Origin of the sequence: Arthrobacter sp. Y-9, from assembly GCF_029690065.1 — a bacterium.
Lineage (GTDB): Bacteria > Actinomycetota > Actinomycetes > Actinomycetales > Micrococcaceae > Arthrobacter_E.
The window spans coordinates 3,354,533-3,381,069 of record NZ_CP121463.1; the positions used below are offsets into that span (position 1 = coordinate 3,354,533).

The 26,537-nt window shown below is 67.4% G+C and carries 22 protein-coding genes; 9 read left to right on the top strand and 13 right to left on the bottom strand.

The annotated features are described in order from the left end of the window. Positions 1-3: 3 nt before the first annotated feature. Positions 4-2,826 carry a DUF1156 domain-containing protein gene (locus P9849_RS15225; protein ID WP_278267555.1) on the bottom strand — a complete coding sequence of 941 codons (2,823 nt, stop codon included), beginning with the start codon at positions 2,824-2,826 and terminating at the stop codon, positions 4-6. A 163-nt stretch (positions 2,827-2,989) separates the two neighbouring features. Here P9849_RS15225 and P9849_RS15230 point away from each other — a divergent pair, with 163 nt between their 5' ends. The 8 genes from P9849_RS15230 to P9849_RS15265 all read left to right on the top strand — a co-directional run bounded on the left by P9849_RS15230 (position 2,990) and on the right by P9849_RS15265 (position 12,377). Next, entirely contained in the window at positions 2,990-4,084 is a 1,095-nt protein-coding gene (locus P9849_RS15230) for a DNA cytosine methyltransferase (RefSeq protein ID WP_278267556.1), read from the top strand. Positions 4,085-4,235: 151 nt separating this feature from the next. Then, a complete protein-coding gene (locus P9849_RS15235) occupies positions 4,236-5,216 on the top strand; it encodes a hypothetical protein (protein ID WP_278267557.1) in 981 nt (326 codons plus the stop codon). Between the two features lie 348 nt (positions 5,217-5,564). Further along, on the top strand, positions 5,565-5,897 hold the full coding sequence (locus P9849_RS15240) for a CHY zinc finger protein (RefSeq protein WP_278267558.1): 333 nt from the start codon (positions 5,565-5,567) through the stop codon (positions 5,895-5,897). A gap of 122 nt (positions 5,898-6,019) precedes the next feature. Further along, on the top strand, positions 6,020-6,337 hold the full coding sequence (locus P9849_RS15245; protein WP_278267559.1) for a putative quinol monooxygenase: 318 nt from the start codon (positions 6,020-6,022) through the stop codon (positions 6,335-6,337). Positions 6,338-6,498: 161 nt separating this feature from the next. Then, a complete protein-coding gene (locus tag P9849_RS15250; protein ID WP_278267560.1) occupies positions 6,499-8,376 on the top strand; it encodes a peptidoglycan DD-metalloendopeptidase family protein in 1,878 nt (625 codons plus the stop codon). Between the two features lie 128 nt (positions 8,377-8,504). Next, entirely contained in the window at positions 8,505-9,824 is a 1,320-nt protein-coding gene (locus P9849_RS15255; protein WP_278267561.1) for an MFS transporter, read from the top strand. 203 nt (positions 9,825-10,027) lie between these two features. Next, the gene (locus P9849_RS15260; protein ID WP_278267562.1) at positions 10,028-11,380 is read left to right on the top strand and encodes a hypothetical protein; all 1,353 of its coding nucleotides are present in this window, start codon (positions 10,028-10,030) and stop codon (positions 11,378-11,380) included. Positions 11,381-11,588: 208 nt separating this feature from the next. Beyond that, entirely contained in the window at positions 11,589-12,377 is a 789-nt protein-coding gene (locus tag P9849_RS15265; RefSeq protein WP_278267563.1) for a DeoR/GlpR family DNA-binding transcription regulator, read from the top strand. Between the two features lie 135 nt (positions 12,378-12,512). On the opposite strand, the gene P9849_RS15270 is transcribed toward P9849_RS15265, so the two are convergent. From P9849_RS15270 to P9849_RS15315, 10 genes are all read right to left on the bottom strand, one after another. Next, on the bottom strand, positions 12,513-13,982 hold the full coding sequence (locus tag P9849_RS15270) for an FGGY-family carbohydrate kinase (RefSeq protein ID WP_278267564.1): 1,470 nt from the start codon (positions 13,980-13,982) through the stop codon (positions 12,513-12,515). Beyond that, a complete protein-coding gene (locus P9849_RS15275) occupies positions 13,973-15,022 on the bottom strand; it encodes a 2-hydroxyacid dehydrogenase (protein ID WP_278267565.1) in 1,050 nt (349 codons plus the stop codon). The genes P9849_RS15270 and P9849_RS15275 overlap by 10 nt, the downstream gene beginning before the upstream one ends. Before the next feature lie 85 nt (positions 15,023-15,107). After that, positions 15,108-16,103 carry a zinc-dependent alcohol dehydrogenase family protein gene (locus tag P9849_RS15280; RefSeq protein WP_278267566.1) on the bottom strand — a complete coding sequence of 332 codons (996 nt, stop codon included), beginning with the start codon at positions 16,101-16,103 and terminating at the stop codon, positions 15,108-15,110. Further along, a complete protein-coding gene (locus P9849_RS15285; protein WP_278267567.1) occupies positions 16,100-17,017 on the bottom strand; it encodes a carbohydrate ABC transporter permease in 918 nt (305 codons plus the stop codon). Before P9849_RS15285 ends, P9849_RS15280 begins: the two co-directional genes overlap by 4 nt. Continuing rightward, positions 17,014-17,979 (bottom strand): sugar ABC transporter permease, encoded by a 966-nt coding sequence (locus tag P9849_RS15290; RefSeq protein WP_278267568.1) that lies wholly within the window; start codon positions 17,977-17,979, stop codon positions 17,014-17,016. Before P9849_RS15290 ends, P9849_RS15285 begins: the two co-directional genes overlap by 4 nt. 59 nt (positions 17,980-18,038) lie before the next feature. Further along, complete coding sequence (locus P9849_RS15295; protein ID WP_278267569.1) at positions 18,039-19,400, bottom strand: sugar ABC transporter substrate-binding protein; 1,362 nt, start codon at positions 19,398-19,400, stop codon at positions 18,039-18,041. Positions 19,401-19,506: 106 nt separating this feature from the next. Continuing rightward, positions 19,507-20,268, bottom strand: a complete 762-nt coding sequence (locus P9849_RS15300; RefSeq protein ID WP_278267570.1) for a DeoR/GlpR family DNA-binding transcription regulator — start codon at positions 20,266-20,268, stop codon at positions 19,507-19,509. Positions 20,269-20,281: 13 nt separating this feature from the next. Continuing rightward, positions 20,282-20,479 (bottom strand): hypothetical protein, encoded by a 198-nt coding sequence (locus tag P9849_RS15305; RefSeq protein ID WP_278267571.1) that lies wholly within the window; start codon positions 20,477-20,479, stop codon positions 20,282-20,284. Between the two features lie 150 nt (positions 20,480-20,629). Continuing rightward, positions 20,630-21,391: a DeoR/GlpR family DNA-binding transcription regulator gene (locus tag P9849_RS15310; protein ID WP_278267572.1), complete on the bottom strand. Its 762-nt coding sequence runs from the start codon at positions 21,389-21,391 to the stop codon at positions 20,630-20,632. A gap of 125 nt (positions 21,392-21,516) precedes the next feature. Next, complete coding sequence (locus P9849_RS15315) at positions 21,517-22,494, bottom strand: 1-phosphofructokinase family hexose kinase (RefSeq protein ID WP_278267573.1); 978 nt, start codon at positions 22,492-22,494, stop codon at positions 21,517-21,519. Between the two features lie 100 nt (positions 22,495-22,594). On the opposite strand from P9849_RS15315, the gene P9849_RS15320 reads away from it, so the two are divergent. Then, complete coding sequence (locus P9849_RS15320) at positions 22,595-23,425, top strand: class II fructose-bisphosphate aldolase (protein WP_278267574.1); 831 nt, start codon at positions 22,595-22,597, stop codon at positions 23,423-23,425. Positions 23,426-23,451: 26 nt separating this feature from the next. On the opposite strand, the gene xylB is transcribed toward P9849_RS15320, so the two are convergent. Both xylB and P9849_RS15330 read right to left on the bottom strand, forming a co-directional pair. Beyond that, a complete protein-coding gene (gene xylB / locus P9849_RS15325; protein ID WP_278267575.1) occupies positions 23,452-24,864 on the bottom strand; it encodes a xylulokinase in 1,413 nt (470 codons plus the stop codon). A 2-nt stretch (positions 24,865-24,866) separates the two neighbouring features. Continuing rightward, positions 24,867-26,405: a mannitol dehydrogenase family protein gene (locus P9849_RS15330; protein ID WP_278267576.1), complete on the bottom strand. Its 1,539-nt coding sequence runs from the start codon at positions 26,403-26,405 to the stop codon at positions 24,867-24,869. Positions 26,406-26,537: the final 132 nt, after the last annotated feature.

The following is a 26,537-nucleotide window of genomic DNA, read 5'->3' on the forward strand; positions in this document are numbered from 1 at the left end:
GGATCATTCCCCCAGTCCGTCGAAATCCAAGGTCGGAGTCGCCCATGTGGCATCCGCTTTATCGAGTGCCGCTGCTGCGGCCTTCACGTCCGCCCACGATGAGCCCAATGTGTTGAAGGCGATGCCCGCCTTCGTCAGTCCTCGCTTCTCGGCGATCGAGTAGAGGAGATAGGCGAGTTCATTGGCCGCCGTCATATCAAGGCCTCGCTCATCGGCTCCATCGAGGATTCGACCCGCTGCATCCAGCCCTTCGTTCTCCAGGGCACGCGCCATGTGCAGCACGACCTCCCAAAGCGAGATCCGGTCGTCGGCCCGAGGATCGTATCCGCCAGGCAGCTCCTCCTGCGAGAGCAGTTTGACCTTGCCGGCGCCGCTGGAGATCACGCCCGACTGTGCCAAACCTGCAACGGACGAATTCTTGGCGCTGGCGAGCGTTTCAGCTTCGCCGTATGCGGCGACGTCGAACCCATGGGTCTCGAACCACGTCACGCACCATCGGGTGTCGTCATCGAAATCACCCTCTTGCTGGGAGAGCACCTCGTCCAGGATGGCGTTGATCGCGCGAAGAGCGTCGCGAACACTCATCGGATCTCCGGAAGGTTCAATGACGCGCGAATACTGCGAGAACACGGCCATGCCGGGGCCGATGGCGGCTTGTGCCATATCGACAGGAGCGATACCGCCTTTTTGCAGATTCCGCAGTGCCTCGGGCAGAGTCGCACGGAGCTCCGCCAGCAGACCACGGCGGTCGATGACCGGCGCATCCTCCGGACGTGGACGGAGCGCGAGAACGACCGAAGAGGCAAGGGCATTAGAACCTCGGCCGATCAGCCGGGTGGCGTTTTCGGTACGCATTGGCCAAGTCGCGGTAACAGACCAACCGGCTGAGATCATGGCGCTGAGAACCGTTTCCCATCCAGTCGAGGAAACACCGTCTGCATCTTCCTCGGTCTGTTTGAATGCGTAATAGACGGTTATCGGATATGCATCAACTGCCGATTTCCTTGCCGTAGCAAACACCGACTCGAAGCCACTCTTGAAGTAGTCTTGCGCTTGCCGATCTCCGCCTTGTCGGTATGGGTTTGCGATTAGCTCTTCAGCTTTAGGGACGAGCATCGTGGAAAGCAAGTCTGGATACTCGCGCTTTAGGGACTTGCGGAGCCAAACATAAAAGTAGTCCGAGAGATCGGCGTAGCTGATGTTGTCGTAATACGGAGGATCGGTTGAGATAAGTCGATTTCCAACAGTCAAGGAAGCAGCACTATCTTGCTGGGCATGAGCTACCGGCAAAGCCACCAACTTCTCGAGCGTCCTAGCGGCCCCCTCTACTACGCCCAGCCACTCCCCACCAGCGCGCACGAACGGTTGTGCCTCCGCATAGTCCCAAACCATCGCGATTGCTTGACGGCCAAAGGCCGGAGCTGTTTTGTCAGCGTCGGAGCGCCAGCGCGCGAGCGTGCAGTGGAACATAGCCATCTTGGAGGCGCACAGGCCCAAGTACGAAGCAATCGCGTCAGCGTATGCGGCAGCGCCGGCTCCTCCCAGTTCCAGAGGTTCACCTTCGGGCATGTCGGCCGCAAGTGCGTCCTGAAGTGCGCGCTCCCGCGCTTCACCGACGAGGTCGCTGAACGTTGTCAACGCCGTGAGCTGCCGGTTGGTGAACAGGGAAGCAAACGAGTCAAGCCCATACGACGGGGTCCAGATGTTCCTGGGATCAATCCCGAGCTTCTGCATGGGGATATCGCTAGGCGTACCTACTTCGGCCGCAGCTCGGTGCTCTGCAGTTGGCGCCAGGTAGATCCGCTGACGGTTTCCTTCTGCCACCGTCGCCATCAGCGTGGCGCCCAGTCGACCGGCCAGGCCTTCGGACTTGATGAATTCGACAGGGACTGCGGCACCGCATGAGACGCACGTCGCACCCCGCCGCCCCGACATGGTGCCGTCGGCTTCCTTCGTCGGTGCTGACTGCACATCATGGCCGACCGAATACTCGACCTTTCCGTCCACCACCGTCGGGACGATGTAGGCCTCTTTGCCCTTCTTCTTCCCGAGCCACCAGGAGCGCACCAGGGGCATCTCGATGCCGCAGGCAGGGTTGGGACAGGTCACGGTCCGTGCCCAGATCCATGCGATAACCGTGGCTTCCGAGCCATCGCTCAGGGTCGCCTTCGGATAGAGGTGGCCGATGCGCCGTTCCGCTTCGTCGCGCATCCAGGAACCGTACCGGCGCACGTCCTCTGCCAAGCCTGTCGCCTTCGGCCACCAGTGGCGCTGGTCAGCCGCCTTCGGGTACACAGGAGCCTGATTCGCGAACTTCGGCGGGATCTCGATGAGCGCCTTGTTGATGAGCACGGCGACCGGGTTCAAGTCGCTCGCGTGAGCTTCAAGGCCCAAGCGCTGCGCTTCAAGCGGGATGGTGCCTCCGCCCGCGAACGGGTCGAGGATCGCGGGCGGATTGCCGTCGGTCGACCGCATGATCTCCGCGCGAACCTGTTCGAAGAGAGCTTCGTCATTGAGGTTGTCCCAATCGACCATCCGGGTGATCAGTCCGAAGAGTCGTTCCCGCTCGCCGTCGACGCGCTGCTCAACGTACGCTTCGACGTCGCTCTCTCCCTTCTGCAGGGCTTCAGAACGGAACTCCTCCGCCCGCTCACTCGGGTCGTCGACGAGCTGAGCGAACAGCACAGCTCTTGCGGTAGCAAGCGGTCGGCGAGCCCACCAGAGATGCAAGGTGGAGGGATGTCCGTGGCGGATCGATTTCTCTCGAGCTGACTGGGCGTTGATGGCCTCCAGCGGCAGCGCGACTTCGATCAGCTTCTTCTTCATTCCACTCCGTCCTAGCGCTCCACTGTCTCGATAACAGGAGGACCGCGACCCCAATAGTTCACGTCTGGCCCAGTCTACCGACGGCGCCAGACATGATTTCGATCCGAACACGGTGGGCCTCTGGTTCGTGATTCCAGAGCCCGGAACCATAGGATTGATGTCCATGGGAAGCGCTAAAATCCGGGTCCTGGACCTCTTCGCCGGCGCCGGTGGGCTGACGGCCGGGTTCCATGCTGCCTCGGAGCGCTTCGAGACAGTCACAGCCGTTGAAATGGACCCAGCGGCGGCTGCATCGTACGAGGCCACGTTCGGCGAAGGGATCGTCTACGCCGGCTCGATCCAAGACTGGCTCGAGACCGCTGAGATGCCCGAGAACATCGACGTGGTGGTTGGCGGACCTCCGTGCCAAGGCTTCTCTCAGCTCGGAAAGCAGGATGCGCAGGACGAGCGGAACTTCCTCTGGGAGCAGTACGCCAATACCTTGACTGCTGTGAAGCCGAATTACTTCGTGGTGGAGAACGTAGCCGCGTTCGCCAAGTCCCCACAGTTCCAGGAGTTCGTCAAGGCGACCGACAAGGGCGGCAAACTGGAGGACTACACCTTCCAGCACAAGATCCTCAACTCCGCCGACTATGGCGCCCCACAGGCTCGCAAGCGGGCCGTCCTGATCGGTCATCGCCGCGAACTCGCCTTTCCTGGGTTCCCCGCAGCAACCCACAACGCCGACGGCTCAAATGATTTGGAGCAGTACAGGACTGTCGGGCAGGCACTGCTCGGAGTGCCGATGACTCCAGATAAGGACGAGGTGTTCGAAGAGCGCACCCACGAGCGTGACGGCAAGACGTTCGCTGGGACGTTCACCCCACGAGAGCTTCACTGGAGCCGAAACTACACCGAGTTGTCCAGGAAGCGGTTCGCAGCGATCCCAGCGGGAGGAAACCGCTTCGACTTGCCCGATGAGCTGAAAGCCAAGTGCTGGCGCACGCATAACTCCGGATCCGGTGATGTGATGGGGAGGCTGCACAACGATAAGCCGTCAGTTACGATCCGCACTGAGTTCTTCAAGCCTGAGAAGGGCCGATACATCCACCCCACTGCGAACCGTGCGATCACCCATTACGAGGCGGCAATCCTCCAAGGGTTCCCCGACACGCACCAATTCGTCGGGTCAAAAACCGCAATCGCTCGACAAATCGGCAATGCGGTACCGATTCCACTGGGAAAGGCTATTGCTCGTCAAATAGTTTCAATCAGCTAGGTCATCTGCGCCGCCGTTGCGAATTTAAAGCGAAGCGCAATGAACTGACCCTCACGCGCCAAACCCCCCGCTAATCCCAGATTGGAGCATATTGGACATCGCAACGATAGTACTCGAGTATCTAAAAGTGGTATTCAGTTGGCCACCTCTAGTGCTCGGACTCGCGCTACTGTTCAGGAATCCAATCAGCGACTTTCTCCGCAAGATCAGAAAAGTTGGATTTCCGGGAGGGTCCCTCGACGCAGAGGCCGATGAAGCATCCAGCGAAGTCGATGAGGTCGATCTGGTAGAGCATCGAGCTGATGAAGTCACGCCCATCGGCCATTCTGACTACGACAACTTGAAAGGTGTCGCGAAGAATTGTGGCCCAGAGCTTCCGAGCACTGAGACACCTGAAGAGCCTTCAATCCAATTCGGCGACGAGAGAAGAGAAGCCAGAAATTTCAGCAATTTGGAATATCCTTCAGAAGTCCCGAGCTCAAATTCTCTTGGAACGCGCCTAGAGGAGTACAGAAATCGATATTCAATCGATAAGAGGAAGCAATATGAGGGTTACCGCCAGCTAGCATTGACGTCCCCGGAAGAAGCGGTAAGGGAAGCTTTTCAGCGGTTACGCTTGGGGGCCAGGAGGCTTCTTCAGGATACTGGTGGCTCAGTGAGCGGCTACGCCTATTTAGACTTGGGATCTATGGTGAATCTAATCGCCCAACGAGGTTTAGTCCCCATTGAAACCAGCGAGCCAGCCCGACGGTTGGATCGCATCTATTCATCATTGGAGACTGAAGTAATTTCCGCGAAAGGCGCTCTCTCCTTCGTCGAAGCAGCTCAAAAGATGGATTCTCTACTTTCTGAATCTCGAAGGGCATACCTCGAGGATAGTAGGGCACGCCTGAGACGACTTGCGCCGAAACTTGAGGAACGTTTGGAGAGCCTCGGATTGCCCGCCGCGAGCTTCCGGTTGACGGCCATGTCCAACTCGTATTCCATTCGTATCGATGGCGAGATTGGGGATTTCGACGGACAATTTGATATCGCTCGCGCAATAAGCGAACTGACACGTTTTGCCCGCCAAGAGTCAACTTCCATCAATTTGCGGTTTGCCGATATTAGTTTTACCCTTGGAAGTCGTTAGTCACAGCCCGCAGGTACTGAACGGGCAGGATACGGGAGCCCAGTAATGACTGGCACCAAACCTCTACTACTCACCATTGACTTGAATACTCGTCACCTGGGCTGGGTGGTCCCAATGGTTCTTATTAATGGCCTCTCAGGGCTACGCAGGCGCTTGCGATTTCGTCAATGGTGCGCACGGTTCATCCGCTCGGAGCTGGCTCAAAGCGAGATACTAAAGCCACTTGGAACCGTCGCCCTTCGATCCCTGAGCCTAGCTCGAGCGAGGGACTTGGAATGGACTTCGCGACTCTGTAGTAAGCGTTGCTCATCGCAAGCTTGAGGAAACGCCCCGTGCCACAATTCCCCCATGCCCCACTCGTCCACACCGTCCCCGCCCGTCCTCGGCCCCACGGTCGACGAGGAGACCCGGTGCATTCACTACCGCACGCCCCTCGACATCATCGCCATCAAGTTCTTCTGCTGCGGCAATTACTACCCGTGCCACCTCTGCCACGAGGAAACCGCTGACCACCCCGCACGCCAGTGGCCCCGAGAACGCCGCGGCGAGAAAGCGATCCTGTGCGGGGTCTGCCGGACCGAGCTGAGCATCGACGCCTACCTCGCCACCGACAGCTGCCCCGCCTGCCACAGCCTCTTCAACGAGCGCTGCCGCCTCCACACCCATCTTTACTTCGACTGATCACACCTCTCGCCTACCCTCACTGAGTGCGGCCACACCGCACGGATTCCCATCCACGCGCCCCGCGCCGCCGTCGTCGGGCATGCTGGAAGGACCGCACCACCTCATTGAAGGAGAGAACCTTGATCTTCATCACCGCCCAGTTCCCGGTCAAGCCCGAGCACGCCGACGCCTGGCCCGAGATCTCCCGCGCCTTCACCGAGGCCACCCGCGCCGAAGAAGGCTGCCTGTTCTACGAATGGTCGCGCTCCCTGACGGACCCCAGCACCTACGTGCTGATCGAGGCGTTCAAGGACGACGACGCCGGCGCCGCCCACGTGAACTCCGCTCACTTCAAGCAGGCGCAGGCTGAGCTTCCGCAGTACCTGTCGCGGACCCCGGACATCGTCAATGTGAAGGTCGATGGCTGGTCCGAGCTCGGCGAACTCGCCGTCCGCTGACCTTTCGCACCTCAGCCGGCGCGGCGCGGGGTTTCCGGGCTCCTCGAGGTTGTCCACATAGAGGACTTCGAGGAACCCCGCGCCGGGCCCGGAAGCCCTATCCTGAAGGCGGGAACTCACTCTCACCTCACGGCCGTTCGGCCCATTCAGGAACAGGGACCATGAAGAATCGTTTGGCCGCGGCCTTTGCCGCCCTCCTGCTCGGCGCGGGCCTCCTCGTCGCGGCCCCGGCACCCGCCGGCGCGGCGACCCCCACCGGTAAGGTCGCGATCAAGACGCAGCGCATGGCCAAAGCCACCCTCAACAGCACCCAGCTCGGCTGGTACAACGCCGGGCAGTCGCTCACGCTGAAGTGCTACGCGCGCGGCCAGGCCGTCACGGGCTACTACAGTCCCTGGCTCCCGAACGGCGGCCTCGACGACCTGTGGTACAAGACGTCGGACAACGGCTTCGTTGCCGACGTGGACATCAGCACCAACTCGAACGATCCCGTGACCCCTGCGTGCACGGACCCCTTCACCGCCGCGCCGAACCCCACCATCGCCGGCACAGCAGCCGTCGGCCAGGCACTCCGCGCCGTTCCCGGGTCGTGGGACCCGGCCGCCACCTTCAAGTACCAGTGGCTCCTCGCAGGCGCCGCTGTCGCCGGGGCTACCGGATCCACCTGGACCCCGCCCGCCACCGCGCTCGGCAAGACCGTCTCGGTCCGCGTCACCGGTTCCCGGGCGGGCTTCGCGACGACCACGCGCACTTCGAGCGCCACGGCCGCCCTGCAGCGCGGGACGATCGCCACGGTCCAGCCCGTCATCACGGGCGTCCCCGCCCCCGGTCAGACCGTCACCGTGAACCCCGGGGCGTGGAACCCGAGGCCGGCCACCTTCACGTACCAATGGCGCCGCAACGGAGCGAACATCGCTGGGGCCACTGCCGCGTCCTACAAGGTCGCGGCGGCAGACACCGGCGCCGACCTGACCGCCGTGGTCACGGGCGCCGTCACCGGTTACAACACGGCCACCGCCGTGAGCGCCCCGGTGCGTGCCGGCAAGCAGTTCACCGCGGCCCCGAATCCCACCATCTCCGGCGGGCTCGACGTCGGCAACCGGCTCACCGCCGTCGTCGGCGCCTGGAATCCCAAGCCGGCATACGCGTACCAGTGGCTGCGCAGCGGCGCACCGATCGCGGGAGCGACGGCGACGACTTACGTCCTGACCAAAGCCGACGCCGGTCGCGCCATCAGCTTCCGCGTCACCGGCACGCTGAGCGGCTACGCCACGGCGGTCCGGACGTCGAACGCCCTGACCACGCGCTCGCTCCTGGGCCCCGCCCCCACGCCCGTCTTCCGTGGCTACCCGGCCGCCGGACAGACGCTCACCGCACTTGCGGGAACGTGGGGACCGGGCACCGTGTCGCTCAGCTACCAGTGGCTGCGCAACGGCGTTCCCATCGCCGGAGCCACGTCGACCACGCTCACCCTGAACAGTTCGCACGTCGGCGCACAGATCGCCATCCGGGTGACCGGGACGCGGGCCGGGTTCATCCCTGCGACGCGAACCTCGGCGGCGTCGACCGTGGCGGCCAGCACCGCCGGGATGCGTCCGTATAAGCTGCCGTTCCCGAAGGGCAAGTCGTACTCGATCCTTCAGGGTCCCGCCGAGCACGCCCGCGGCATCCTGCCGGAATACAACAAGCACGCGGTCGACTTCGGCACGGGCATGGGCGCACCCATCACCGCCTCCGCGAGCGGCCTCGTCGTCTTCAGCGGCTGGGGCACCACGGGCGAAATCCAGGTCCGGATCGACCACGGTGACAACCGCTGCACCCAGTACTCACACCTGAGCAGCGCCACGATCAGCGCCGGCACGCCGATCCAGCAAGGACAGCTTCTGGGCTATTCGGGCCAGACCGGCATCGCATCCGGCCCGCACCTGCACTGGAACGTCGTCTACTGCGACTCCCAGATCAGCCGAGAAGTGCCCAACAGCGTCGAAATGGGCACGACGTACCGCGTGGGAGCCATCGCCACCAGCCAGAACGGCTGACCACCGGGGCGAGGGCCCCTTCCCCCACCTGTATTCGTCCAGTATGCTCTGGCTAACTTACCGAACATTCGGTAACCGTCGCGGGGCGGATTCACCCTCCGCGCAGGATTCAGAACAATGGAGTTCGCATGTCGTCACCTGCCATCGCTCCCGCCCGGGGCCGGAACCTCTCCTCCGAAGAACGCAAGGTCCTCGCCGGAACGCTCGTGGGGACATCCATCGAGTGGTACGACTTCTTCATCTACGCCCAGGCGGCTGCCCTCGTCCTGGCTCCGCTCTTCCTGGCGCCGGTCTCGCGCGAGAACCCGGCCCTGGCTCAGGTGCTCTCGTTCGCCACGATCGGCATCTCGTTCCTGTTCCGCCCCCTCGGCGCCGTGGTCGCCGGCCGCCTCGGTGACCGCCTCGGACGCAAGAAGATGCTGGTCCTGACCCTCGTCATGATGGGCCTCTCGACCTCCCTGATCGGCTTCCTGCCGGACTACAACGCCATCGGCATCGCCGCCCCGATCCTGCTGATCCTCCTCCGCATCCTGCAAGGCTTCTCGGCCGGCGGGGAATGGGGCGGGGCGGCACTCATGGCCGTCGAACACGCTCCGAAGAACCGGCGCGGCCTCTTCGGCGCATTCCCCCAGATCGGTGTCCCCATCGGTATGATCCTGGCGACCTTCACCCTCTGGGCCCTCACGAGCTCGATGTCCAAGGAGGCTTTCCTCGCCTGGGGCTGGCGGGTCCCGTTCCTGCTCTCGATCGTGCTGATCGTGGTCGGTTTCGTGATCCGCCGCGCCGTCGAGGAAAGCCCCGTCTTCGACGAACTCCTCCGCCGCCGTAAGGAGTCCTCCGCACCCCTCGGTGAGCTGTTCCGCCACCACACCCGCCAGGTCTTCCTGACCGCAATCATCTTCATCGCGAACAACGCGGCCGGGTACCTGCTCATCGCGTACTTCGCGGCCTACGCCTCGACCGCATTGCGCATGGACCGTCCGAGCGTCCTGCTGGCCACCGCGCTCGCCTCGTTCGGGTGGCTGATCTTCACACTCTGGGGCGGTCACCTCTCCGACCGACTCGGACGAGTGCGGACCTTCCAGCTCGGTTACATCCTCCTGGCCGTCTGGGCCATCCCGATGTGGTTCCTGATCGACTCCCGGAACATCGTCCTCTACTTCGTGGCGCTCTTCGTCATGACCCTGGGGCTCGGGCTGTCCTACGGACCGCAGGCCGCTCTCTACGCGGAGATGTTCCCTGCGAAGGTCCGCTATTCCGGCGTCTCCATCGGCTACGCCCTCGGCGCCGTGCTCGGCGGAGCCTTCGCACCGATGATCGCCGACGCCCTCCTCAACCAGTTCCACTCGTCCTGGGTGATCGGCCTCTACATCGCCATCGCCGCCATCATCTCGTTCATCGGGGTCTCGGCCGTGAAGGAACCGCGCGACGTGGACCTGCTCACCTGACCGGCTTTCCCTAGGGACCGACGACGACGGGGGTTGATGACGAGGGGGCCCGACGACGGCGCGCCGCCGGGCCCCGCTCACCCCCCAACAGCGCTGTCAATGGGGAGTCGTCCCCTCACTTCGCAGGTGCCCGACGGACTCCCCGCCTTTAGGATGGTGTCAAGCGGTAACTACAGTCGCTTGACTATCACTCGGAGAGCACCATGTCGCACAACACCCCTTCCGCCGGTTCGGGACCCGACGGACGACAGCCAGGAAACCAGCCGGGGAATCCCCCGACTCCGCCGTACCCCGGCCAGGCAGCACCCGGGCAACCGGCATCCGGTCAGGCCAACCCCGGCCAGCCGGGTCCTGCGCAGCCGGGCCAGTCCTACCCAGGTCAGCCCTCCTCCCGGCCGTCCGCTCCCGGCCAGCCGGGTCAGGCGGGTCCCGGCCAGCAGCCTGGCCGGCCTCAGCCCGGACAGTCGTACCCCGGCCAGGCCCGTCCCGGACAGGCACCCGGCGGAGCCCCATACGGCGGCTCCCCCTCTGGCGGGACACCCTCTTACGGTGGATTCGGCTCAGGAGGTCCCGGCCAGGGTGGATTCGGCTCGGGCGGCCCCGGCTATGGCGGCCCGGGCTATGGGGCGCCGCAGTACGGCGGGCCGCCGCCGGCGTCGTCGGGCCCTAAGGGTCTGGCGATCGCGGCACTGATCTGCGGCATCGCGTCCCTGGTGTTCGCGTGGATCCCGGTCGTCAACGTCGTGGCTCTCGTCGCCGGTCTGGCCGCCATCGCGCTCGGCGTGGTGTCGCTGGTGAAGAAGTTCGGCGGGACAGTCATGGCGTGGTTCGGCGCGGGGCTGGGCCTCGTGGGCGTCCTGGGCTCGATCCTCGCCATGCTCGCCTTCGCGGCGCTGACCAGCATCGTGGACCGGCCCGATCCGCTCAAGACCTACACCGACGACCGGAACAAGCAGGTCTCCGTCAAATACATCGTCACCACGACGACCCCCACGGACGTCCGCTGGTACACCCCGACCGGCACCTCCGAGGTGAACGTCAGCAAGGACCAGACCACGGAATTCACGGCTCAGGGCAAGGACTCGCTCCGGGTCTCGGCGATCTCTACGGACAGCCAGGCCAAGGACGCCAAGGTCACCTGCGAGATCCTCGTCGACGGAACCTCGATGGCGAAGGAGACCGGCGAGGGTAAGAACGCCACCGCCAGTTGCTCCTACTACCGGCTGTACTCCCGCTACTCGACCGAGAAGCCTGCCAAGGACGTGTCCGTCGAGTTCAAGGTGACGACGAACGGCAAGGTGTCCGCGGACTCCCGCTGGTCGGCCAGCAACCGTCAGAGCAGCAGCAACCGCTCCGTCGAGGTCGACGCTGACTCCACGAACACCGTCCAGGCCAAGGCCGACGGCACGCTCACTCTGACCGTACGGGGTCAGGATCCTGACGCTGCCAGCCCGGCCTATGGCTGCGAGATCCTCGTGGACGGAAAGTCGGTGTCGAAGCAGGAGAGCAATACGGCGTACGGTCAGGCACGCTGCACCTACATGCCCGAGAAGTGAGCTGATCCGCCACTCTGAGGGAGCGGGCGGGTGGGCACCGGCGGAGGAATCCGCTCGGTGCCCACCCGCCCGTTCGGCGACTAACGCGGGGCGCCTCGGTGCCGACCGTCACCCCGGCGGCAGTCGCGGGCGGCCGTCACGCCCACGACCCCACCGCACCCGCCACTCGGTAGTCTGGACCGAGACACCCGACCAGCGGCAGGAAACCATGAGCCTCAACGGACCCGACGAGCGCGCCGTCTTCGCCGGCGAACGCCAGCAGCGCATCCTCGCGCTCCTCCGCGCGGCCGGCCGGGTCGACACTCGCGACCTCGCCGAGTCCTTCGATGTCAGCATCGAGAGCATCCGCAAGGACCTCATCCATCTGGAACGCCACGGCCAGCTCCAGCGGGTGCATGGGGGCGCGATACCCGCCGAGTCCGCGTCGTTCGAGGCCCCCGTCCAAGAGCGCACCGGGTTCGCCCGCGAGAAGACCCGTATCGCCGAAGCGGCACTGGATCACCTTCCCGTCGGGGGTTCGATCCTCCTCGACGCCGGCTCGACCACCGAGCGCCTCGCCGAGCTCCTCCCGCCCGGTCCCGCGCTCACCGTCTTCACGAACACCCTGCCGATCGCCCTGAAACTGCTCGGTCACGCGCAACTGGACGTGTTCACGCTGGGGGGCCGCGTACGCTCGCGCACCCTGGCCGAGGTGGACGAGTGGGCCCTGCGCTCGCTCGCGGAGCTGAACGCCGACGTCGCGTTCCTCGGCACCAACGGCCTGCACCCCGAGCGTGGCCTCACCACCCCCGACCCCGCCGAAGCGCACGTCAAACGCGCCATGCTTGCGAGCGCGCGCCGTCGGATCCTGCTCTGCGACCACAGCAAGATCGGCTCGATCAGCACCGTGCAGCACGCCACCCTCGAGGACATCGACCTCCTCATCACCGACGACGGCGCCACCCCGGACCAGCTCGCCACGCTCCGGGCCGCGGGCCTCGAGATCCAGGTGGCCTGAGCCCTGCTGGACCCGGCGGGCCCCCCCATGACCGCGCTCCCCCATCGACTGCTCCATAGGACGCCGTTCCGGGCCGAAATCCCGGAAAAAGAGCATCGTAGGGAGCAGTCGATCGAAGGGAGGGGAGGGGCGGGTCTAGCGCATCAGGGTCAGGAACTCCGCGTACCGGTCGTCGAGGACGGAACCCCAGTGGTGCTGCGGCTCGTGGCGGCGGACCACCGTCACGGCTGCGTCGGCGGCTTCGGTCAGACCGGAGTACGCCCCGACGCCGATGGCCGCCAGGAGCGCCGCGCCCCGGGCGCCGGCCTCCGTGGAATCGGTGACCTCCAGGGGAAGGTCCAGCACATCGGACATGAGCTGCGTCCAGGGTTCGCTCTTCGCCCCGCCACCGCACAGCCGTGCCGCACCGGAGAATGTGAAGGCCGACCGCAGCGCGTCCACATGCCAGCGGTGCTGGTGCGCGACGCCTTCCAGGACCGCCCGGAACACGTCGTGACGGTCGTGACTGCCGCGCAGACCGCTCAGCTGGGCGCCGTCCGCTCCGTGACCCAGCGGCGCTCCGTACAGATACGGCAGGAAGTGGGGCGCCTCGCGATACGCCGCCGGATCCAGCAGCCGCGCCGCCTCGATGACCTCCGCGTAATCGGCCCCGCCACCCCAGTTCCGCATGGCCCACTCGAAGTTGGACGCGCTGCTGGGCGACGTCGACATGTGCAGCCAGCCCCCGCGCTCCAGGAAGGACCGGGCCTGCCAGCGAGGGTCGCCGACCGGCGCGTCCCACACCACCTGGTTGATGCTGAACGTCCCCATGACCAGGCTCAAGGAGCCCACCCCGATCGCCCCGATGCCCAGAGCGGCGGCGTCCACGTCGTGCGCGCCGGTCACCACGGGGGTGCCCGGCAGCAGTCCGGTCTCCTCCGCCGCGGCCCGGGTCACGTGACCGGCGACGGCGGAACTCGCCCGTAGCGGCGGCAGCAGTTCGCGGTACGCCCCGAGGCCGTAGATCCGCAGCGCCTCGTCGGACCACTCCTGCTCGTGCAGCCCGGTGAACGACGCGCTCGCCTCGGACGGGTCCGTCGCGATCTCACCGGTCAGCCTGAACCGCAGCCAGTCCTTGCAGAACAGGTACCAGCGGGTCTTCGCGAGGGTTTCCGGCTCGTGCCGTTCGAGCCACAGCAGGAGGGCGGAGGGGCTGTAGGGCGCGGGGATCTGCCCGGTCTCCGCCAAGGCCGCCGCGCCCCGGGCGCCCTCCCCCAGCTCGGCCGCCTCGGCGACGGCGCGCGAGTCCGTGGCGAGGATGGCCGCGCGCGTGGGGGCGCCGTCGTCGTCCACGAGATAGGCGCCGTCATTGTGGCCGCAGACGCCCACGCCGGCCACCTGCGCGCCGACCACCCCGGCGGACACCAGGCACTCGCGGATCGCCGCGGCGGCCGCGTGCCACACGTCCTCAAGGTCCCGTTCCTGCCACGACGCGCGGGGCGAGGAGGTCTCCACCGACGCCGCACCCCGCGCCACCTGACGGCCGTCATCCGTGAAGAGCACCGCCTTGGTGAAGGTCTGGCCGGCGTCGAGGCCCAGGAAGTACCGCGCCGAACTCAGCGCCATCCGAGCTCCTGGGCGTTGAGCGCGCGCGCGATCCGGCCGGTCTCCCGGAATTCGAGGATGGCCTCGGCGACCAGGCGCGCGGACATGGCGTTGGTGTCCTCGGTGTCGCCGCCGAAGTGCGTGGTGATGGTAACGTTGTCGAGGCGGCGGAAGCGGTCGTCCTCGGCGAGGGGCTCCGCGTCGAAGACGTCCAGCCCGGCACCCGAGATCCTACCGGACGCCAGCACGTCGTAGAGGGCGTCGTAGTCCACGAGGCGGCTGCGGGAGACGTTGATGAAGTACGCCTCGGGCTTCAGCAGCGCAAATTGCTCCGCCCCGATGAACCGCTCGGTCTCCGGGGTCAGGCGCGCCTGCACCAGCACGAAATCGCTCTCGCGGAAGACGTCGTCCAGGCTCTCCGCACGCTCGACGCCGGAGGCGGCCAGGGCGTCGTCGCTCGCGTAGGGGTCGAAGGCCAGCAGCCGCGGCCGGAACCCGGAGATACGCTCGCTGAAGATCCGCCCCACGTGCCCGAATCCCACCATCCCGACGGTACGACCGTGGATCTCCACCCGCGCCCCCGGGAAGTCCTTGCGCCAGCCGCCCGCCTTCACGCTGGCGTCGGCCCGGGCCACATTGCGGGACTCCGCCAGCATGAGCGCGATCTGCAGCTCCGCGACCGCACCGGCGTTCCGCCCGAGCGCCTGGACCACGCCGATGCCGCGGCGCGTGGCCTCCTCCACGTCGATGTTCTCGACGCCGGTGCGGGCGACCGAGATGAGCTTCAGCCGGGGCGCGGCGTCCAGGAGCTCCTTGGTGACCGGGGCGAAGTGGAAGGCGATGGCCTCGGCGTCGGCGATGTTCTCCAGCATCTCGGGAGGCGTGCCCACGGAGTTGGGGCCCTGGTGCTCCATGATCGTCTGGAGGGCGTGCTGCTCGGCCTTCTCCCCGGACCAGTCGATGTAGTTCACGTCCAGGCCGGAGCCGTCCAGGTGCTCGGCGTAACTCCCGGTGGGGATGAACTTGTCCCCGACGACGAGGACGGAGTTGAGGTGCGGCATGGGGTTGTCCTTCTCTGGTGCTGATGCGGATGAGGGGTGGTGGGGTGCAGGGTCGGCGTGCAGGGTCGGCGGAACCGGTGGGGCCTCAGACCCCGGGCTGGACGAGGACCTTCCGTCCCTGCCCCGCGGCGAACAGCGCCATCGCCTCCGGCGCCTGCTCGAGGGGGAAGCGGTGGCTGATGAAGATCTCGGGCGGGATCAGTCCCGTGGCGAACAGGTCGGCGGCCCGTTCGAAGCTGTGCAGCACGGCCATGGAACCGAGGATGCTGATCTCGTGCTTGTAGACGCGGAACGGGTCGAACTCCACCCGGGCGTCCTCCGGCGGCACCCCGAACTGCAGATAGGTCCCGCCCTTGGAGACCCGGCCGAGCGCGTCGGCGATCGCCCGCGGATTGCCCGTGGCGTCGATGACCACGTCCCAGCCCTGGGGACGGTCGAACTCCTCGGCGGAGGCCGCCGCGCCCGTCGCGCCCAGCAGGTCCACAGTCGCCAGGCGGTCCGGGTTGAGGTCCACCAGGTGCACGCTGGACGCCCCCGCCTGTTTGGCGAGCTGCAGGAGCATGAGCCCCATGGTCCCCGCGCCGTAGATGAGCACGCGCGAGCCCAGGCGGAGGGAGAGGACGTCGAAGGCGTGGATGGCGCAGGAGAGCGGCTCGACCAGCGCGGCGTCCTCCAGCGCGAGGTGGTCCGGAAGCTTCACCGCCAACGGTGCGGGAACCCTCACGTACTCGGCCATGGCACCCGCTTCGCTGACCCCAAGAGCCTGGAAATCGTCGCAGAGGTTGCCCCGCCCCACGCGGCAGTACGGGCAGCGCCCGCACGGCATGTTCGGATCCGCCGTGACGCGGTCCCCCACCCGGAACCCGGTGACCTCCGAGCCCACGGCCACCACTTCACCCGCGAACTCATGTCCGGGGACCAGCGGCAGTGACTGGGCGAAGCCCCCGTGCAGGATGTGCAGATCGGTGCCGCAGATCCCGGCCGAGGCCACCTTGAGGATGAGATCGCCGGGCCGGGGCGTGGGGTCCGGCAGATCCACCACCTCCATCCGGCCGGGCTCAGTGACGAGCGCCGCCCTCATTTCACCGCCCCCAGGGAGAGGCCCTGGACGAGCTTGTCCTGAGCGGCGAACCCGGCCACCAGGACCGGCAGCGAGATGACCACGGCCGCCGCGCAGACCTGGGCCAGGAACAGACCCTGGCTGGTGACGAAACCGGTGAGGAACACCGGACTGGTCCCGGCCCGGACCCCCGTGAGAACGCGGGCCAGGAGGAGTTCGTTCCAGGAGAAGATGAAGCAGATCAGGCTCGTGGCGGCGATGCCGGGCATGGCGACCGGGGCGATCACCTTGCGGAGCGTGAGCACCAGGCTGGCGCCGTCGAGCTGCGCCGCCTCCAGCATCTCCACCGGCACCTCGGCCAGGAAGGACCGCATCATCCACACCGCGATCGGCAGGTTCATCGAGGTGTACATGAGGATGAGGAACCAGATGTTGTCCAGCGACCCTGAGCTCTTGGCGAAGATGTAGAGCGGCAACACGGCGGCGACCACGGGCATCATCTTGGTCGAGAGGAAGAAGAACAGCACGTCCGTCCACTTCTTCACGGGTTTGATGGACAGCGCGTAGGCGGCAGGGATCGCGAGCAGCAGCACCAGGACGGTGGAGAAGACGCTCGCCATCGCCGAGTTGATGAGCGGCGGCCAGGGGCTGACGCCGGAACTGGAGCCGAAGAACTGGGCGTAGGAGTCCAGGGTCAGCGACGCCGCCACGGACGGCGGATTGGTGGCCGCGTCCTGCTCGCTGTGGAAGGAGGTGAGCACCATCCACAGCACGGGCAGGGCGAAGAACAGGGCAGCCAGCCAGGCGATGATTCCGGCGGCCGTGTTGTTGCGGGTGGGATCCAGGCGTGACTTACGACGTCGGCGGGGCGCGGCCCCCGGGTCGGCGCCGACGCCGCGGCGGGTGCCGGAGCCGGTCAGTGCAGTGCTGCTCATCGTGCGGCCTCCTTCTTGAAGAGGGTGAAGACGGTGCGGAGGGCGAACGTGGCCACGATGATGCTGCCGATCACCACGATCACGCCGGCCGCCGAGGCGACCCCGTACTCATTGGCGAAATAGAACGTCTGGTACACGGCGTAGGGGAGGTTCGCGGTGCCGAGCCCGCCCGACGTCAGCGTGAACACGGCGTCGAAGTTCTGGACGATGTAGATGGCGCCCAGCAGCCCGCCCAGCTCCAGGTACTGCCGCAGGTGCGGGAGGGTGATGTGGCGGAAGACCTGCCAGCCGGTGGCGCCGTCCATCTGCGCCGCCTCCATGACATCAGCGGGCCGGGACTGCAGGCCTGCCAGCAGGATCAGCATCATGAACGGGGTCCACTGCCAGACCAGGGACAGGATGACCGCCAGGAGCGGCTGCGTGGACAGCAGATCGAGCTGCGGCGGATTGGCGTTGCCGGTGAGCTGGCCGATCCAGGTCAGCACACCGTTGATGAGACCGTAGGTCGGGTTGAGGATTGCGTGCTTCCACACGAGGGCGGCGGCCACCGGGACCACCAGGAACGGCGCGATCAGCAGGGTGCGCGCCAGGCCACGGCCGAAGAACTTCTGGTTCAGCAGCAGAGCGAGCACCAGGCCGATGACCAGGCTGACCAGGACCACGGACACCGTGAGGACGATCGTGACCAGGATGGCCTGGCGGAAGTCGTTGTTGGTGAGGACCTCCACGTAGTTCTTGAACCCCGCGAAGCCCGTCTCCGTGGGCTTGAGGGCGTTCCAGTTCATGAAGGAGATGATGATCGTCACCACGAACGGGAGCTGCGTGGTGATGATGAGGAAGATGAGGGCGGGCATGAGAGGCGCCCGCCGCGCCCACGCGGTGGCGCGCTCGCGGGCCGTCGGCCGGAGCAGCGGGGCCCGTCCGAGGCGGCGGCCGGTGTCCGGCAAGGCTGTGGTGGTCATGGTGGCTCCTGGTGGGTGCGGCGCCCGGGAGGGACGCCGCACCCTGTTCGAAGGAAGGGTTACTTCTTGTACTTGTCGCCGACCTTGGTGGCGGCTTCCTGGCCCTTGTTCAGGGCGTCGTCCACGCTGGTCTGCCCGGCGATCGCGGAGCTGACCCCCTGGGAGACGGTGGTGCCGAGATCGGCGAATTCGGGGATGCCCACGAACTGGATGCCGACGGTGGGTCGGGGCTGCACGCCCGGGTTCTTCGGATCGACGCTCAGGATGGCCTCCTTCTCCGCCTTGAAGAACGGGGCGGCCTTCTGGAAGTCCGCGTTCTCATAGGTGGAGCTGCGCTTGCCGGAGGGCACCTTGGCCCAGCCGAGCTGCTTGGCCACGAGCTCCTCGTACTTCTTGGAGCTGGCCCAGGCGATGAACTTGCCCGCCGCATCCTGCTTCTTCGACGCGGCCTGGACGCCCCAGGACCACGTCCAGAGCCAGCCGGCCTGCTTGGTCTGCTTCACGGGAGCCTGGACGTAGCCGATCTTGCCCTTGACCGGGGACGAGTCGGCTTCCAGCGAGCCACCGGCGGAGGAGGCGTCGTACCACATGGCCACCTTGCCCTGGACCATGTTGTTCAGGCACTCGGTGAAGCCTGCCTGTGCCGCGCCGGCCTCGCCGTGCTTGCGGACCAGGTCCACGTAGAACTGCGTGGCGGCCTTGAACTCGGGGGCGTTGACCTGGGCGTTCCAGTCCTTGTCGAACCAGGTGCCGCCGAAGGTGTTGACCACGGTGGTGAGCGGCGCGAACACCTGCCCCCAGCCCGGCTGGCCGCGCAGGCAGATACCCTTCATGCCGGACTGCGCGCCGTCGGCCTTGGCCGCCAGATCGGCCACCTGGTCCCACGTGGGGTTGGACGGGACGGTCAGACCCTTGGCCTGGAACACGTCCTTGCGGTACATGAGCAGGGAGGACTCGCCGTAGAAGGGCTCGCCGTAGAGCTTGCCGTCCGTGCCGGTCAGGGACGCCGTGTAGGCGGGGAGGATGTCCTTCTGGTCGAACTCCGCGTTCTTCGCGACGGTGTCGTCCAGCGGGGCGAGCCACTTGTTGGCCGAGTAGAACGGGATCTCGTAGTTGGAGAGGGACGCGACGTCGTACTGGCCGGCCTGGCTGGAGAACTCCTGGCTGATCTTGGCGCGGACGTCGTTCTCCGGCATGACGGTGTAGTTGACCTTGATGCCCGTCTCCTTGGTGAAGTTGTCCGCGGTCAGCTTCTGGAGATCCAGCATCTGCGGGTTGTTCACCATGAGGACGTTGATGCTCTGGGCGTCTCCAGCACCGTCCCCGCCGCCTGCGCCGGAGCAGGCGGACAGGGCCGTGGTGGCGAGGGCGAGGACTGCGAGCGACGCGGCGATGCGACGTGGTGTAGGCAGGATCTTCACGGTTTTTCTTTCTTCCAGGGCCGTTTCAGGCAAGGGTGTAGTGCGGTGAGAGGTGGTGCGGGGTGTTCCGGTGCGGTTGTTCTGGCGCAGTGTGCGGTGGCGCAGCTCAGACCTGGGTGATCTGGACTCCGAGCCGGCGGAAAGGCTGAAGGTGGGACTCCGGGACGGTCTTCTCCGTGACCACGGCGTCGAGGTCATGGAGATCGGCGAACTTGATGCTGGAATCGACGCCGAACTTCGATTCGTCGGCGATCAGCAGTGTCCGGCGACTCGCTCTCACCGCCGCGGATTTCACGGCGGCCACGGAGGAGTCCGGGCAGGTGAGCCCGTGTTTGCCGGTGGCGCCGTTGGTGCCCACGACGGCGAGGTCCAGGACCAGCCGGCTGAGCATGTCGGTGGCCCAGTGGTCCACGGCGCCGAGGGTGTTCGGACGGACACGGCCTCCGAGGATGACCACGTCCAGATGGGGACGGACCGCCAGCTGGCTGGCCACCGGCAGAGAGCTCGTGACCACCAGGACCGGCCGGTTGGGCCGGAGCTGCGCTGCGTACGCGGCGGCCGTGGAGCCTTCGTCGATGAAGATCGACTCCACCTCGTCCGTGTACTCGAGCGCCGCCTGAGCGATTCTGGCCTTCGCCTCGGGGTGTGAGGAACCACGGGCCAGGAGCGTGCTTTCGAAGCCGAGCTTCTCCACGGGGATGGCTCCCCCGTGGACCCGGCGGATCAGTCCGCGCCGTTCCAGGACGTTCAGGTCCCGGCGAACCGTCTCCACGGCGACGCCCAATTGCCCCGCGATCTCCGGAACCTCGAGGCGGCCCTGCGCACGGGCCGCCTCGATGATCCATCGATGGCGTTCCACTGGGTACATGTCTGCCCGTCTCTTAGAGTTTGCGCCCGAAGCTGACTGCTTGGCTGGGTTCGATTGTGGCATCCGCCACACCTCCAGCGATACGCCCAGGTGAAACGGGCATCCCGGCGTGGTCATTCGGGCTGAAACGGGCAATCAGTGCGGGATTGATGACCGACGACGGGGTGCCGGTGCGGCGTTCGAAGAAGCGGTGCATGACGACGTTGTGCATGGTGCTGACTCCCAGGGATCGAAGCGGGGACAGCTCGATTATGGGCAGCGTTCAGCCCCGCCCCGGCGACCGTTTGGGTGGCTGCGCGTGACCGAGTGGTGACCGGCTCGACGGCGACGCGGCCGCCGTCGAGCCGGGTCGCCGTCGTGGTCAGACGCGCAGCACGCGCGGGCCGAGCGTCTCGTACCGCTGGGCCTCGTGCGCGGAGAGGGCGCCGTCCGTGACGATCGTTTCGAAGTCCTGCACCGTGGCGAAGCGGCAGAAGCTGGTGACGCCGAACTTGGTGTGGGTGCCCACCAGGATGCGCCGCCGGGACTGCCGGACCGCTTCCTGTTTGATCGCGGCGACGGCGGGGTCCGGCGTCGTGAGGCCATGCTCGCGGGAGATGCCGTTGGCGCCCAGGAACGCGACGTCGATCTGCAGTTCGCCGAGCATGCGCAGCGCCCAGTGGTCGACGGTCGCGAGGGTGTGGCCGCGCATGCGGCCGCCCAGCAGGAGCACCGTCACCCCGGGACTGCGCGAGAGCGCCTGCGCCGCGAGGAGGGACGCGGTCACCACGGTCAGGCGCCGTGCGTCCCGGAGCTCCTCCGCGATGAGCCGGGGCGTGAAACCCTCGTCGAGGAACACCGTCTCGGCCCCGTGCAGCAGCTCCGCGGCCGCCGTCGCGATGCGCCGCTTCTCCGCGACGTTGGCGGTGGCCCGGTAGCCGGTGTCGGATTCGAAACCGGCCGTCTCCACCGCGACGGCTCCGCCGTGGACCCGGCGCAGCACGCCACGGTCCACCAGGGCCCGCAGATCCCGGCGCACGGTCTCGGCGGCGGCGCCCAGCGCGGGCACGAGCGACGCGACCTCCACCTTCCCCTGCTCCCGCGCGAGATCGAGAATCCGGGCCTGGCGTTCCTGTGGTTCCATCCGACCATTGTGACGCCCGATCGGTCACAGCGGGAGGGGTGACGATGCCGATGCGGGGTCACTTGATGTCGCCTGAGGGCCCCGAATCCGACGACAAGTGACCCCGCACTGGGCCCCGGAGCCCGTCAGCCCTTCGCCGGCTCCGAGAGCGGCCGGGCCGCGTCCGGCACATCGGCCACCGTGATCCGGTCCCGGAGGTCCGGGTCCACGTCGAAGAGAGTCGTCGCGTGGCCGACCGCCGACGACGCGTACAGGATCGCGGAGGCCAGACACTCGGCCGGCTCCGCGCCGCCGTCGCGCGCGGCGAGGAAGCCCGCCAGCGACGCGTCCCCGGCGCCCACCGTGTTGAGGACCTGCACGTCGCGGGCCCAGCCATGCAGGGCGTGCCCGGCATCCACGTAGACCATGCCGTCAGCGCCCAGGCTCGCCAGCACCGCACCGGCGCCCCGGATCAGAACCTCCCGGGCGGCCTCCACGACATCCCCGACCGTCCCGAGCTCCCGGCCGGTCTCGGCCGCCAGCTCGTGCACATTCGGCTTCACGAGCCCCGGTCCGGCCGCGAGCGCCCGGCTCAGCACGTCCCCGGACGCGTCCACGACGACGGCGGCGCCCAGCTCCCGGCCCAGCCTCACGAGCGCGGGGTGGAACCCTTCCGGGGCGCCGGGCGGGAGGCTCCCGCACAGCGCGAGGGTGGTCACGCCGTCGGACGCCGCGAGTGCTTCGGAGAGCGCCACGCGCACCGCGTCGAGCACACGCTGCGCAAGGTCCTCCCCCAGGGGCGCCCCCGGTTCGTTGATCTTGGTCCCGGCATGCCCGGGGACGCGGAGGGTGATGTTCGTCCGGACCTCCGCACCGCTGGGCACCACCACGGCGTCGACACCCATTCCAGCGAGCTGTTCCCTCATGAAAACCCCGGTGCCCCCACCGGCCGGGAAGAGGGCCCGCGTGGGAACCCCGTTCCGCTGGAGGGCGACGGACACGTTGACGCCCTTGCCGCTCGCCTCGCGGGTGCTTTCGGTGGCGACATTGACCGCGTCGAAAGCGAAGGAGTCCGTGGTGACGGTCCAGTCGATGGCCGGATTGGGGGTGACGGTGAGGATCATGGAGGCTTCCCTGAATCGGAGTGCGAAGGGTTGTATTTGGTTGGATTTAAGCCAATACTATTGGAAATACCTCAGAAGCCCAAGACTCACGGAGTACACCATGGCGCTCATCACCACCGCCGAACTCGTCGCCGACGCGCAGGCCCGCCAGGCCGCCGTCGTCGCCTTCAACGTCATCACCCTGGAGCATGCTCAGGGCATCCTCGCGGGCGCCGAGCGTGCGGGCCGACCGGTCATCCTGCAGCTGAGTCAGAACGCCGTGACGTACCACGGCTCCCCTACCGCCATCGCGGCCGCGATCACCGCCGCCGCGCGCGAATCCCGCGCGGACGCCTCGTTCCACCTGGACCACGTGACGGACACCGACCTGCTCCAGCGGGCCTCCGCGCTGGGCGCCAGTTCCGCGATGTACGACGGCGCGCACCTCCCGTTCGCGGACAACGTCGCCCGGACGCGGGCCATGGTCGAATGGGGCGCCGAGCACGGCGTGTGGATCGAAGCCGAGCTGGGAGAGATCGGCGGCAAGGACGGGGCCCACGCCCCGGGAGTCCGCACCGACCCGGCCGAGGCACGGCAGTTCGTCGAAGACACCGGGGTCGCCGCGCTGGCCGTGGCCGTCGGGTCCTCGCACGCCATGACCGAACAGACCGCCGCACTGGATCTGGACCTCATCCAGGCCTTGGCGGAAGCAGTCCCGGTCCCGCTCGTCCTGCACGGATCCTCAGGTGTCCCCGACGATCAGCTGCGCAGCGGCGCGGAGCGCGGCATGGTGAAGATCAATGTCGGCACCGCGCTGAACGTCGCCTACACGGGCGCCGTCCGGTCCGCGCTGGCCGGTAACCCGGCCCTGACGGACCCCCGCAAGTACTCCGCCCCGGCGCGCGCCGCCGTGGCCGACGCCGTCGAACACGTTCTGGGCGTCCTCGCCTGAGGGCGAGAATCGAACAGCCGAAACTCTCAGCCCCCATACCCCGCTGACCAGTGCCGGAAGGCGGCGAGCGCGGCGCCGTCGCCCAGGGTCTGCGGCACCAGGTGACCGTCCTGCGGCCACACAGGGAACGCGCCCGCCAGGACCCCTGCCGCCTGGATCGCCGCGCCGCGCGCCACGTACTCGTCCGGATCGGGAACGAGGACCGGGAGGCCGAACACGTCCGCCGCCACGGCCCGCGCGGCGTGGGCCTGGCTGCCGCCGCCGATGAGGATGACGCGCCGGGCCCTGGCGCCTTGGGCCTCCAGCGCGTCAAGGCCCAGGGCGAGCGAGGCGATGACCCCCTCGAACGCCGCCCGCGCCACATTGCCGGGGGTCCAGTTCTCCAGGGTCATCCCGTGGAGGCCGCCCTTCGCGTGAGGCAGGTTCGGGGTGCGCTCGCCTTCGAAGTACGGCACCATGGTCAGCCCGCCGGAGCCGGGGCGGGCCGCACTGGCCAGCGCGTCCAGCCGGTCGAGCTTCACGCCGAGCAGCTGCGCCGTGGCGTCGAAGACCCGCGCCGCATTGAGCGTGCAGACCAGGGGCAGGTAGTTGCCGGTGGCGTCCGCGAATCCCGCCACCACGCCCTCCGGATCGTGGCTGGGCGCCGAGGACACCGCGAAGATCGTGCCGGACGTCCCCAGGGACACGACCACATCCCCCAGCTGTGCGCCGACCCCGAGGGCCGCCGCGGCGTTGTCCCCGGCGCCGGGCGCCAGAAGCTGGCCCGACGGAAGCCGCCCCGCGGACTCGAGCGGGCCGAGCACCCGCGGCAGGACGACGTCGTGCCCGAGCACGTTCCGGACCACCTCGGGCAGATACGCCCCCTGCGCGGCCGAGTAGTATCCCGTGCCCGAGGCGTCCGACCGGTCCGTGACCAGCGCGTCCAGATCAGGATCGCCGGGACCGTGCCCGGACAGGCGCCATTGCAGCCAGTCGTGGGGGAGGCAGACGGCGGCCACCTTCCGGGCGTTGGCCGGTTCGTTCGCGGCGAGCCAGTGCAGCTTGGAGACGGTCAGCGAGGCGACCGGCACCGTTCCTGTGGTGCGGGCCCAGTACTCACGGCCCAGCTCGGGAGTGGGGCCGGCGGTGGCGACGAGACGGTCGGCGTCCGGGGCGGAGCGCACGTCGTTCCAGAGCAGTGCCGGCCGGATGACCTCGCCCCGATCATCGAGACAGACCATGCCGTGCTGCTGTCCCGCGATCGACACCGCATCCACGCCGTCCAGTCCCCCGGCCTGGCGCAGGGCCTCGTGCAGCGCATCCCACCAGTGTTCCGGGTCCACCTCGGTGCCCTGCGGATGCCGGGCCCGGCCCTGCCTCAGCACCGTTCCGGTCTCGGCGTCCCGGATGGTCACCTTGCACGACTGGGTGGAGGTGTCGATCCCCGCGACCAGCGCCATGCTCAGCCTTCCCGTCCGGCGAGGCCCGCCAGGTCCGCCACGGTCGCCGCGGCGCCCCGCTCGTGCAGGCTCGCCAGTGCGGCCAGGTAGGGCTCGGTGAACCGCGGGTCATCCACCAGATCTCCGAACACCTCGCGCTGGGCGACGAATGCCAGCGGTTCCTCCGCCTGCCGTGCCGCGGCGGCCATGAGCGGCTCCTTCAAACGGTCGACGACGGCGATCGGCTCCCCCGCCTCGTCCACGCCTTCCGCGTACCGCGCCCAGGAGGCGACCACCGCAGCGCTGCGGCCCACCTCCCGATCCTCCCCCGCATCCGACGCCGCGAGGTTCTCCCGGATCACGGGGACCAGCCACTTGGGGATCCGGTCCGAGCTCTCGGCGCAGAGGCGGGCCAGGGTGTCCCTGATGTGCTCGTTGGAGAAGCGCTCGATCAGCTGACGCTTGTAGGCGTCCAGGTCCACGCCGGGCACCGGGCGGAGCGTGGGGGTGGCTTCGCGATCCATGTAGTCGAGCAGGAAGCGGGCGAGGTCCGGGTCCTGGGCGGCCTCATGCGCGTACCGGTGGCCCGCCAGGTAGCCGAAGTAGCCCATGCCCTGGTGGCTGGCGTTGAGCAGGCGGAGTTTCATGAGTTCGTAGGGTTCGACGTCCGGCACGAGCTGCACCCCGGCGTCCTCGTAGGGCGGCCGTCCGGGGCCCGACGCGCCGGGCACGAAGTGGTCCTCCAGCACCCACTGCGTGAACGGCTCGCAGACCACCGGCCAGGCGTCGGTGTATCCGTGGTCGTCCTGGACGGCTGCCCGGTCCGCGTCGGTGGTCACGGGCGTGATGCGGTCCACCATCGAGTTCGGGAACGGCACCTCGGCCTCCATCCAGGCGCCGAGTTCCGGGTCCCGCAGCCGGGCGAAAGCCGTGAACATCGTGCGGGCCACGTCCCCGTTGCCCTGGATGTTGTCGCAGGACATCACCGTGAAGGGCGGCACTCCCCGGGCGCGACGCCGGGCGAGGGCCTCCGTGACCAGGCCGAAGACGGTGCCGGGCACGGCGCCCGCGGTGAGGTCGGCCCGCACGGCGGGGGCGGCGTCGTCGAACTCGCCGGTGACGTGGTGGAAGTTGTAGCCGCCCTCGGTGATGGTCAGCGAGACGATGCGGATCTCCGGGGAGGCCATCTTCTCGATCACGGCCTCGGGGGCGTCCGGGGCGAAGAGGTAGTCCACGATCGAGCCGATGACGCGGGCCTCACGACGGCCGTCGGGGTGCTTGATGACCAGCGTGTAGAGGTGGTCCTGCGCCTCCATGACGTCCAGCATGTGCCGGTCGCCGGGGAGGACGCCCACGCCGCAGATGGCCCAGTCGAACGCCTCGCCCTGGTTCATGAGGGTGTCCAGGTACATGGCCTGATGCGCCCGATGGAATCCGCCCACGCCGAAATGGACGATCCCCGCCGTGAGCCGCGAGCGGTCGTAGGAAGGCACGGTCACCGGGGTGGCTCCGGGCAGGCCTTCGGCGAGGGCGGGCAGCAGGTGCTGGGAGAGCGGGAGCATGGGTTCCTCTCGTGACGGGTACGTGGGCTCCACCGTCTGCGATCCGCGGGTCCGGGGCAAGAGGCGGCGCCGGATCGGTCGGAAACGGGCAGGAGAGGGACACGCTGGAAGCGCGGTCGCGTGGAAGGATGG